The organism is Micromonospora sp. C28SCA-DRY-2 (assembly GCF_030519475.1).
Classification (GTDB): domain Bacteria; phylum Actinomycetota; class Actinomycetes; order Mycobacteriales; family Micromonosporaceae; genus Micromonospora.
In genome coordinates, this window is the sequence record NZ_JAUMKD010000014.1 from 1 (window position 1) to 9,587 (window position 9,587).

Below are 9,587 nucleotides of genomic sequence, written 5' to 3' on the forward strand. Positions count from 1 at the left end.
CAACCACCCACGCACTTCAAGTGAACCCCGGCCCAGGAACCAAGCCCAACCGCCCGAAGCCGGGCACGGAGGGCCCACCCCCAACCACCCACGACACCACAAGCGAACCCCGGCCAGACAGCCCGAAGCCGGTCACTCCGGGCCGCACCCACCGCAACCAACCAGGCCCCCAGGCGAACCCGGAGCACGGACCCAAGCCGTCCGGAAAATTCTTCCCGGACCCCGTCGATTTCACCGTGACCCGATCGTCGTCATCCTGTACGGCACGGGGCCGCACGACGAGACACCGAGGAGTCGGACATGAAGTACATGCTGCTGATCCACGCCGGAGCAACCGACGGCGCCGACCAGTGCACGGTCGAGGACTGGATGATGTACGACAAGGCGCTCAACGAGGCGGGCGTCGTCGTCTCGGGGCACTCGCTGAAGGACCTGACCACCGCCACCACCGTTCGGGTCGGCCCGAACGGCGAACGGACCGTCACCGACGGGCCGTACGCGGAGACCCGCGAGGTGCTCGGCGGCTACTACGTGATCGACGTACCGAACCTCGACGTCGCCCTGGACTGGGCCGCGCGCTGCCCCGGGGCGCGTGGCGGCGGGTCGGTGGTCGTCCGGCCGGTCGCCGAGTTCGACCAGTGACCGCGGCGGACGAGCGGAACACCGGCGTCGGGGCGTCCGTCGAGTTGATGTTCCGGGAGGAACGCGGCCGCCTGCTCGCCTCCCTCGTCCGCCGGTTCGGCGACCTCGACCTGGCCGAGGAGGTCACCTCCGAGGCCATCGAGGCGGCTCTGGTGCACTGGCCGGCCGACGGCGTACCGGCCAGGCCCGGGGCCTGGTTGCTGACCACCGCCCGGCGCCGGGCGGTGGACCGGCTGCGGCGCGACCGGGCGTACGCGGCGCGGCTGGCGATCCTGCAGGTGGAGGCGGAACGGGCCGACCCGGCCCCGCCGGCGGACGCGGACACGGACCTGCCCGACGAACGGCTGGAACTCTTCTTCACCTGCGCCCACCCGGCGTTGCCCGCGGAGGACCGGACGGCGCTGACCCTGCGGTGCCTCGCCGGCCTGACCACTCCCGAGGTCGCGCGGGCCTTCCTGGTGCCGGCGGCGACGATGGCCCAGCGGATCGTCCGGGCGAAACGGAAGATCCGGGAGGCCCGGATCCCGTTTCGGGTGCCCGGCCCGGACGAGCTGCCCGACCGCCTGCCCGGCGTGCTCCAGGTGCTCTACTCGATCTTCACCGAGGGCTACGCGGCCAGCTCGGGGGCCCGCTTGCAGCGCCTCGACCTCGCCGAGGAGGCGATCCGGCTGGCCCGGATCCTGCGCCGGCTGCTGCCCGCCGAGCGGGAGGTGGCCGGGCTGCTCGGGCTGATGCTGCTGGTGCACGCCCGGCGCGACGCCCGCACCGGCCCGGACGGCGGGCTGGTGCTCCTCGCCGACCAGGACCGCGGCCGGTGGGACCGGCAGATGATCGACGAGGGGCGTGACCTGGTGCCGGTGGCGCTGACCGGCGGCCCGCCCGGCCCCTACGGGGTGCAGGCCGCGATCGCCGCGCTGCACGACGAGGCGGCCGACCTGGCGGGCACCGACTGGCCGCAGATCGTGGCGCTCTACGACGTGCTGTTCGCCGTCGCGCCGTCCCCGATCGTCGCGCTGAACCGGGCCGTGGCGGTCGCCATGCGGGACGGGCCGGCGGCCGGCCTGGCGCTGCTCGACGACCTGGCCGACGAGCCGCGGCTGCGCGGGCACCACCCCTACCCGGCCGCCCGCGGCGACCTGCTGCGCCAGCTCGGCCGGTACGCCGAGGCGGCGGCCGCCTACCGGGCGGCGCTCGACCTGGCCGGCACCGAACCCGAGCGCGCCCACCTGCGGCGCAACCTGCGCGAGGTGGAGCACGCCCACGGGCGCCGGGAGACCGGTGCCGCCGACCGCTGAGGTCGGCTGCCGGCGTGCCGCGCGGACGTGGACTCCGCGACCCGACCACGCCGACGGCGGCTGGCTCATGGCGCACCGGACGCACGCGTACGCGCACCCCGGCGGTCGGGGGCGTTACCCTGACACCATGTCGGCCACTCCCACCACCGCACCCCGCGCGGCCCACCTGGCCCGTCCGGGGCGTCCCGCCGTGGTGGCGCGCACCCTGGCCGAGCTCACCGGCCCCACCCGGGGCGAGGTCGAGCTGCCGGTGCGGCTGATGTGGTGCCCCGACCGCCGGTTCGACCTCGGCGACCCGGACCAGCTGCTCTGGATGTACGAGAACGTGCTGCGCGAGACGACCCGGACGGAGGACCTCCGCCGGCTGATCAACGGCCGGACGCTGCGCCGGGTGTGGCGGCTGCTCAACCTGCCACGCGGTGTCCGCGCCGCCTGGGAGGACCGGCACCGGGGCCTGCGGGCGGCGTGAGCGGCGCCCACCCCCACGAGTTCTACCGCGAGGTGGCCCGGGTGGCCCTGTCGGCCGCCGGGCGGTACCGCTTCGTGCTCGGCGGCGGGGTGGCCTGGGCCGCGCACGGCCTGGTCACCCGCCCCACCGAGGACGTCGACCTCTTCGCCGACGTGGAGGGCGCGGCCGCGGCCGCCGCGACCGGGGTACGCGACGCGCTGCGGCGGGCCGGTTTCCAGGTCGACGACGCCGACCCGGACAGCGACCTGGCCGAGCTGTTCGACGGCTTCGACCGGGACCTGCGGGACTTCGTGGTCAGCCGGGGCGACCGGCAGCTCCGGCTGAGCCTGGCCCGGCTCGACCGGCACCGCAGCCCGGTGGTGATGGACCTGGGCCCGGTGATGGACCTGCGCGACCTGGTGGCCAGCAAGACCGCCGCCCTGGTCAACCGCCGGGAGGTGCGCGACTACATCGACGTCGCCGCGGCCCGGGCGCACTACCCGGTGACCGAGCTGCTGGCCCTGGCCCACCAGTTCGACCCGGCGTTGGACCCGGAGGACGTCCGCGCCGCCGGCCGCTACCTGGACCGGCTGCCGGACCGCCGGTTCGCCCGCTACGGGCTCGACCCGGCCGAGGTGGCCCGGGTCCGCGAGCGGCTCGCCGACTGGCCGCGCTGACCGCCCGCCGTGCGACCCGCGCCGCACGGCGGGCCGGCGCTCACTTCGTCGGCCGGCCGCCGGTCACGCCGAGCACCTCGCCGGTGACGTAGCTCGACTCCTGGCTGGCGAAGAAGACGTACGCCGGCGCCAGCTCGGCCGGCTGCCCCGGGCGCCCCTCGGGAGTGTCCTGGCCGAACTGCTTCACCTTCTCCTCCGGCATGGTGGCCGGGATGAGCGGGGTCCAGATCGGGCCGGGGGCCACCGCGTTCACCCGGATGCCCCGCTCGGCCAGCTCCTGGGCGAGCGCCTTGGTGAAGTTCACGATGCCGGCCTTGGTGGTGGCGTAGTCCAGCAGCTGCGGCGACGGGTCGAACGCCTGGATCGACGAGGTGTTGATGATCGCCGACCCCTCGGACAGGTGCGGCAGGGCCGCCTTGCACAGCCAGAACATCGCGTACAGGTTGGTCTTGAGCACCCGGTCGAACTGCTCGCTGCTGATCCCGGCGATCCCCTTCTCCTGCGCCATCTGGAAGGCGGCGTTGTTCACCAGGATGTCGAGGCCACCGAGGTCGCGTACGGCCCGGTCGACCAGCTCCTGGCAGTGCCGCTCGTCGGTGATGTCGCCGCGCACCGCGACGGCCGTCCGGCCGGCCTCCTCCACCCACCGCACGGTCTCCCGGGCGTCGGCGTCCTCGGACAGGTAGGAGATGAGCACGTCGGCGCCCTCCCGGGCGAACGCGATCGCCACCGCCCGGCCGATCCCGGAGTCACCGCCGGTGATCAGCGCCCGCTTGCCGGCGAGCTTGCCGCTGCCCCGATACGACTCCTCGCCGTGGTCCGGCTCCGGCGTCATCCGCCCCGTCGAGCCCGGCGGCGCCTGCTGCTGCCCCGGCTGGCCGGACTGCTGGCCGTACTGGGTGGTCGGGTCCTGCTGGGTGTACTGGTCCTCACTCACCGACGTCTCCTCGCGCACCTGTCGATCGGTCCCCGACAGCCCTACCCCGGCTCGGCGGACGGAAACGGCGGCGCGGCACGCGGTGTGACGGCTGGGGCCTCGCGGGCCGCTGTGGCAGGTGGGACAGCCGGCCGTTATGGTGCGCTCGGCGCCCACGAGGCGTCTCCACCCCCATGGAAGGGCATCGCATGACCTCTCCCTCCGGCCCGTCCCGCCGCACGGTGCTCGCCGCGGCGGCCGCGGCGGCCTCCGCCCCGCTGATCGCCGCCGGCCCCGCCCGGGCGGCCGGTGCGGCCCGGCCGCGCAGCTGGGACCTCACCCTGCTCGGCACGTCGGACACCCACGGGAACGTCTACAACTGGGACTACTACAAGGACGCCGAGTACGACGACAGCCGGCACAACGACATCGGCGTCGCGAAGCTGGCGACGCTGATCAACCAGATCCGCGCCGAGCGGCGCGGCAAGGCCACGCTGGTGCTCGACGCCGGCGACACCATCCAGGGCACTCCCCTGGCCACCTTCTACGCCAAGCAGGAGCCGATCACCAGCACCGGTGAGAAGCACCCGATGGCCCGGGCGATGAACATCATCGACTACGACGCCGTCACCCTGGGCAACCACGAGTTCAACTACGGCCTGCCGCTGCTCGACCTGTGGATCCGCCAGCTCGGCTTCCCGGCGCTGGCCGCCAACGCCATCAACGTCGCCACCGGCAAGCCGGCCTTCCTGCCGTACGTCATCAAGAAGGTCTCCCTCGGCTTCGCCGCACCCACCCTGCGGGTCGGCATCCTCGGCCTGACCAACCCCGGCGTGGCCATCTGGGACAAGGGCAACGTCGAGGGCCGGCTGCGCTTCGACGACATGATCGCCACCGCCGCCAAGTGGGTCCCGGTCATGCGGGCCCGCGGCGCGGACATCGTGCTGATCTCCGCGCACGGCGGCGACAGCGGCACCTCCAGCTACGGCCCGGAGCTGCCGATCGAGAACCCGACAGCGCTGATCGCGGAGCAGGTGCCCGGCATCGACGCGATCCTCTTCGGCCACGCGCACGCCGAGGTCGCCGAGCGGTTCGTGACCAACGCGCGGACCGGCGAGCAGGTGCTGCTCTCCGAGCCGTCGAAGTGGGGCCAGCGGCTGACCAGGATGGACTTCGAGCTCACCCGCGAGCGCGGCCGGTGGAAGATCACCAAGAAGGCCGCGGCGCTGCTCAACACCAACACGGTGGTCGAGGACCCGAAGGTCCTCGCGGCCGTGCGGGCCCAGCACCAGAAGACCGTGGCGTACGTCAACCAGGTGGTCGCCCGCTCGACCGTGGAGCTGTCGGCCGCGGAGTCCCGGTACAAGGACACCCCGATCCTGGACTTCATCAACCACGTGCAGACCGAGGTGGTCACCGGCGCGCTGGCCGGCACCTCGTACGCGAGCCTGCCGGTGCTGTCGATCGCCGCGCCGTTCAGCCGCACCGCCGTCTTCCCGGCCGGGGACGTGAAGATCCGCGACGTCGCGGGGCTCTACGTCTACGACAACACCCTCGAGGCCGTGGTGCTCAGCGGCGCCGAGGTGCGCGCCTACCTGGAGTACTCGGCGAAGTACTTCCGCACGCTCGCCCCGGGCGCGCCGGTGGAGCCGGAGACGATCAGTGACCCGGCCGTGCCGGACTACAACTACGACGTCATCTCCGGCCTGGACTACGACATCGACATCTCCCGGCCGGTCGGCCAGCGGATCACCCGGCTGGTGCTGCCCGGCACCGACACGCCGGTGGCCGACAACGCGCAGTTCGTGGTGGCGGTGAACAACTACCGGCGCAGCGGTGGCGGCAACTTCCCCGGCATCGTCAAGACGCAGGTCTACAACGCGCAGCAGGAGATCCGCCAGCTGCTCATCGACTGGGCGCAGGCCCGCGGCACGATCGACCCGGCCGACTTCTTCCAGCCGAACTGGCGGCTGGTGCGCGAGGGCGTTCCGGTCTTCTGACCCGTACCACCCGGCGGGCCGTGGGCGGTGACGCCCGCGGCCCGCCGGCGCGTCTCAGCCGTGCCGCAGGTCCCAGCGTTCCGCATCGTCGAGCGGCTCCGGACGGTCCCGGCGCGGGTCGGTCTCGGTCAGCTCGACCCGCTCCTCGGGACGCACCGCGGGCGGCAGCTCGCCGAAGCGGACGTGCCGCAGGAACGCGTACTCCTCGTCGGTGAACGACACATCGGTGCGGTCCTCGGTCATGCGCTCCTCCCCTCGACGCCGCCATTCTCCGTGCTGGCCACTGTCCTGGCCAGCACGCCGGCGGCGTCACGTCGCGTAAGGCATCCTAGGATCCTGGATTACAAGGTGGACGGTCGATGGGTGCCACGGCGTCGGTGCGGCGAGGTGGTCAGCCGGGCAGCTTGGCCCCCGGGCGCCGGGGCGCCGGCAGCCGGTCCAGCAGCGCCAACGCCGCCCGGACCGGCGCCCGGGACAGCGTCTCGTCGAAGCTCGCCCGCCCCTGGCAGAACCGCACGAACATCCGCCATCCCGGCGGGCTGGCCAGCAGCGCGTGGAAGACCTCCGGCCGGCGGGAGAAGACGTCCAGCAGCCGGTGTCCGGCCCGCATCGACGGCACCAGCCGCTCGGTGACCGCGCGCTCGTAGCCGGCCAGGTCGCCGGCCGCGACCGCCGCGCCGGCCAGCTCGCCGGAGCGCAGCGCGTAGCTGATCCCCTCCCGGCTCCACGGTTCCAGCAGCCCGGCGGCGTCCCCGACCACCAGCACCCGGCCCCGCCGCAGCGGCGAATCCTCGGCCCGGCAGCGGGTCAGGTGCCCGGAGTCGTGCGCCGGTGGCACGTCCGTCAAACCCAACCGGTCGACGAACCGGCGCAGGTACTCCCGGGTCCGCTCCCCCTCGCCGCGGGCCGCGATCACCCCGACGGTGAGCCGGTCGCCCTTCGGGAACACCCAGGCGTACGACCCGGCGAGCGGGCCCCAGTCCAGCAGCACCCGGCCCCGCCAGCGGTCCTGCTCCGCGGGCGGCACCGGCAGCTCCACCTCCAGCCCCAGGTCGACCTGCCGGTAGTCCACCCCCACGTGCCGGGCGGTCACCCCCGACGAGCCGTCCGCGCCGATCACCGTCCGGGCGTGCACGGTGTCGCCGTCAGCCAGCCGCAGGCGTACGCCGTCGGGGTCCTGCTCCACGGCGCGGACGGCGACCCGCTCGCGCACCTCGGCCCCGGCGTCGACGGCGGCGGCCCGCAACCGGTCGTCGAACTCCTCCCGGCGGACCATGGTCACCAGCGGCCCGCCGTGCCGGCGGGTGAACCCGCGCCGCCCGTCGCGGGTGAAGGTGACCCGGTCGACCCGGTCGTGCGCCGGCACCTCGATCCGCTCCGTCACCGCCGCGAGCGAGGTGCCGATCAGCCCGCCCCCGCAGGTCTTGTACCGCGGGTGCGCGGCGCGTTCCACGACGACGGTGCGGAGGCCGGCGCGGGCGGCGACGTACGCGGCGGAGAGCCCGGCCGGCCCACCGCCCACCACGGCGAGGTCCCAGACGATCACGGATGCAGCCTAGGGCACCCCGGGATCGGTGCCGGCGGGGCCGCGCGAGGCGTCCCGCCGGCACGCGCCGCGACCTCCCGGCGGGGGCCGCGCACCGCCCGATCGGGTGGGCATCTTCGGTCACGCAGGGGGTAACCGCGCAGCGCAGACCGCCCGCGCGGAGGCGGGAGAACGAAGGAGGAGCCATGCGGCAGGTACAGCTGTCGGAGGTCGAGGAACGGGTGTACGAGGCGGTGACCGCACTCGAGGCGCGCGGGCAGGTGCCCTACCCGGACATGATCGCCGAGGAGTGCGGCCTGACCGAGGAGCAGTTGACCGGACCCCTGCACATGCTCACCGAGAAGAACCTGCTGCACCGGGAGGATTCGCCCATGGCCGGGCTGGACTTCGGCCCCCGGTTCTGCGCCCGCCAGATGGCGTGACGCGACGGCGGCCGGCGCCGGACGACCGGCGGCGCTGGCAGGCCCTCGGGGTCGGGCTGGTCGCCGCCTTCATGACGCTGCTCGACGTGAGCATCGTCAACGTCGCCGTGCCGTCGATGGACCGCGCGCTGCGGGCCTCCCCCAGCGACCTGCAGTGGGTCCTCTCCGGCTACGCGCTGACCTTCGGGCTCGCCCTGGTGCCCGCCGGGCGCTTCGGCGACGCCCGCGGCCGGCGCAACGCCTTCGTCGCCGGCATCACCCTGTTCACCCTGACCAGCGCGCTGGCCGGGCTGGCCACCTCCCCCGAGTGGCTGGTCGCCGCGCGACTGCTCCAGGGAGCCGCCGCCGGCGTGGTCAACCCGCAGGTCACCGGCCTGATCCAGGAACTCTTCCAGGGGCCGGAACGGGCCCGCCCGTTCGGCCTGCTCGGCGCCACCATCGGCATCTCCACCGCGATCGGCCCGCTGCTCGGCGGCCTGCTGATCGCCCTCGGCGGCGAGGACCACGGCTGGCGGTGGGTCTTCTTCGTCAACGTGCCGGTCGGCGTCGTCGCGGTGATCCTCGGCTGGCGGCTGCTGCCCAGCCGCCCGCGGGGCCCCGCCGACAACCGGCGCCTCGACCCGGTGGGCGTGCTGCTGCTCGGGGTCGGCGTGCTCCTGGTGCTGCTGCCGCTGGTCCAGCAACAGCAGTGGCGCGGGCCGGAGAAGTGGCTGCTCGTCCCCGCCGGGCTGGTCGCGCTGGTCGCCTTCGGACTCTGGGAGTGGCGGTACGCCCGCAACCGGCAGCCGCTGTTCGACCTGCGGCTGTTCACCGTCCGGTCGTACACCCTGGGCTCGCTGATCGCGTTCGTCTACTTCGGCGGGTTCACCGCCATCTTCTTCATCTTCACGCTCTACCTGCAGAACGGGCTCGGCTACAGCGCCCTCGTCGCCGGCCTGGCGATCACCCCGTTCGCGCTGGGCTCGGCCGCCACCTCCGCGCTCGGCGGGCGGATCGTCAACCGGTACGGACGCCCGCTGGTCGCCAGCGGCCTGGTCACCGTCGTCGTCGGCCTGGTCGGCGTCGTGGCGATCCTGGAGCTGGACCCGGGGCACACCGCCGTACCCTGGCTGACCGCCGGCCCGCTGCTGGTCGCCGGGCTCGGCAGCGGGCTGGTGATCGCGCCCAACCAGACCCTCACCCTCTCCGAGGTACCGGTGCCGCAGGCGGGCAGCGGCGCGGGCATGCTCCAGACCGGCCAGCGCATCGGGGCCGCGGCCGGGATCGCCGCCGTCGGCTCGGTCTTCTTCGCGTCGTTGACGGCGAGCGATGGGGACTGGTCGGTGGCCTTCCGCCACTCGCTGCTGCTGGCGGCCGCGATCATCGCGCTGGCTCTGATCTCCGCGGTCGCCGACATCAGTCGCAGTCGACGGTGATCGGCTTCGCTCGCTTCGCGTGGACTCGCCTTGCCGGGGCTCGGCCTTGTGTGCTGGGCCGGCCTGGGTTGCGGTGGCCCGTCGGGTGCGTCGTGTCGCGGTGGTCGCGTCGGTGGCTGGTGCGTGGGGGTGGTCCCGTCTCTGCCTGCTGCGTGGGGGTTGGGGTTGGGGGTGTGGCCCGCCGTGATCGGCGGCGGGCGGGGCGGCGTGTTCCCGGCGCCGGGCA

10 protein-coding genes are annotated in these 9,587 nt (G+C 74.0%); 7 read left to right on the forward strand and 3 right to left on the reverse strand.

Features of this window, described 5'->3' with window-relative positions; translation table 11 throughout:
• Positions 1-300 precede the first annotated feature (300 nt).
• From Q3W71_RS30805 to Q3W71_RS30820, 4 genes are all read left to right on the forward strand, one after another.
• Entirely contained in the window at positions 301-642 is a 342-nt protein-coding gene (locus Q3W71_RS30805) for a YciI family protein (protein WP_302922995.1), read from the forward strand.
• 47 nt (positions 643-689) lie between these two features.
• Positions 690-1,937, forward strand: a complete 1,248-nt coding sequence (locus tag Q3W71_RS30810) for an RNA polymerase sigma factor (RefSeq protein ID WP_302923004.1) — start codon at positions 690-692, stop codon at positions 1,935-1,937.
• A 127-nt stretch (positions 1,938-2,064) separates the two neighbouring features.
• Positions 2,065-2,406 (forward strand): hypothetical protein, encoded by a 342-nt coding sequence (locus Q3W71_RS30815; RefSeq protein ID WP_302922996.1) that lies wholly within the window; start codon positions 2,065-2,067, stop codon positions 2,404-2,406.
• A complete protein-coding gene (locus Q3W71_RS30820; protein ID WP_302922997.1) occupies positions 2,403-3,062 on the forward strand; it encodes a nucleotidyl transferase AbiEii/AbiGii toxin family protein in 660 nt (219 codons plus the stop codon). The genes Q3W71_RS30815 and Q3W71_RS30820 overlap by 4 nt, the downstream gene beginning before the upstream one ends.
• A 40-nt stretch (positions 3,063-3,102) precedes the next feature.
• Here Q3W71_RS30820 and Q3W71_RS30825 read toward each other — a convergent pair whose 3' ends face one another.
• Positions 3,103-3,999: an SDR family oxidoreductase gene (locus Q3W71_RS30825; RefSeq protein ID WP_302922998.1), complete on the reverse strand. Its 897-nt coding sequence runs from the start codon at positions 3,997-3,999 to the stop codon at positions 3,103-3,105.
• A 188-nt stretch (positions 4,000-4,187) separates the two neighbouring features.
• On the opposite strand from Q3W71_RS30825, the gene Q3W71_RS30830 reads away from it, so the two are divergent.
• The gene (locus Q3W71_RS30830; protein WP_302922999.1) at positions 4,188-5,978 is read left to right on the forward strand and encodes a bifunctional UDP-sugar hydrolase/5'-nucleotidase; all 1,791 of its coding nucleotides are present in this window, start codon (positions 4,188-4,190) and stop codon (positions 5,976-5,978) included.
• Between the two features lie 54 nt (positions 5,979-6,032).
• Here the strand turns inward: Q3W71_RS30830 and Q3W71_RS30835 are convergent, their stop codons facing one another.
• Together Q3W71_RS30835 and Q3W71_RS30840 are read right to left on the reverse strand one after the other, a co-directional pair.
• Positions 6,033-6,221 carry a hypothetical protein gene (locus tag Q3W71_RS30835; protein ID WP_302923000.1) on the reverse strand — a complete coding sequence of 63 codons (189 nt, stop codon included), beginning with the start codon at positions 6,219-6,221 and terminating at the stop codon, positions 6,033-6,035.
• A gap of 148 nt (positions 6,222-6,369) precedes the next feature.
• Positions 6,370-7,524, reverse strand: a complete 1,155-nt coding sequence (locus Q3W71_RS30840) for a geranylgeranyl reductase family protein (RefSeq protein WP_302923001.1) — start codon at positions 7,522-7,524, stop codon at positions 6,370-6,372.
• Between the two features lie 185 nt (positions 7,525-7,709).
• Between Q3W71_RS30840 and Q3W71_RS30845 the strand changes: the two genes are divergently transcribed.
• Entirely contained in the window at positions 7,710-7,946 is a 237-nt protein-coding gene (locus Q3W71_RS30845; RefSeq protein ID WP_302923002.1) for a hypothetical protein, read from the forward strand.
• A complete protein-coding gene (locus Q3W71_RS30850; protein ID WP_302923003.1) occupies positions 7,943-9,361 on the forward strand; it encodes an MFS transporter in 1,419 nt (472 codons plus the stop codon). The genes Q3W71_RS30845 and Q3W71_RS30850 overlap by 4 nt, the downstream gene beginning before the upstream one ends.
• Positions 9,362-9,587: the final 226 nt, after the last annotated feature.

Bases quoted from the DNA above. Each gene is read 5' to 3' on its own strand.
- Q3W71_RS30805 (WP_302922995.1), top strand. From the start codon at position 301: ATGAAGTACATGCTGCTGATCCACGCCGGAGCAACCGACGGCGCCGAC.
- Q3W71_RS30810 (WP_302923004.1), top strand. From the start codon at position 690: ATGTTCCGGGAGGAACGCGGCCGCCTGCTCGCCTCCCTCGTCCGCCGG.
- Q3W71_RS30815 (WP_302922996.1), top strand. From the start codon at position 2,065: ATGTCGGCCACTCCCACCACCGCACCCCGCGCGGCCCACCTGGCCCGT.
- Q3W71_RS30830 (WP_302922999.1), top strand. From the start codon at position 4,188: ATGACCTCTCCCTCCGGCCCGTCCCGCCGCACGGTGCTCGCCGCGGCG.
- Q3W71_RS30835 (WP_302923000.1), bottom strand. From the start codon at position 6,221: ATGACCGAGGACCGCACCGATGTGTCGTTCACCGACGAGGAGTACGCG.
- Q3W71_RS30845 (WP_302923002.1), top strand. From the start codon at position 7,710: ATGCGGCAGGTACAGCTGTCGGAGGTCGAGGAACGGGTGTACGAGGCG.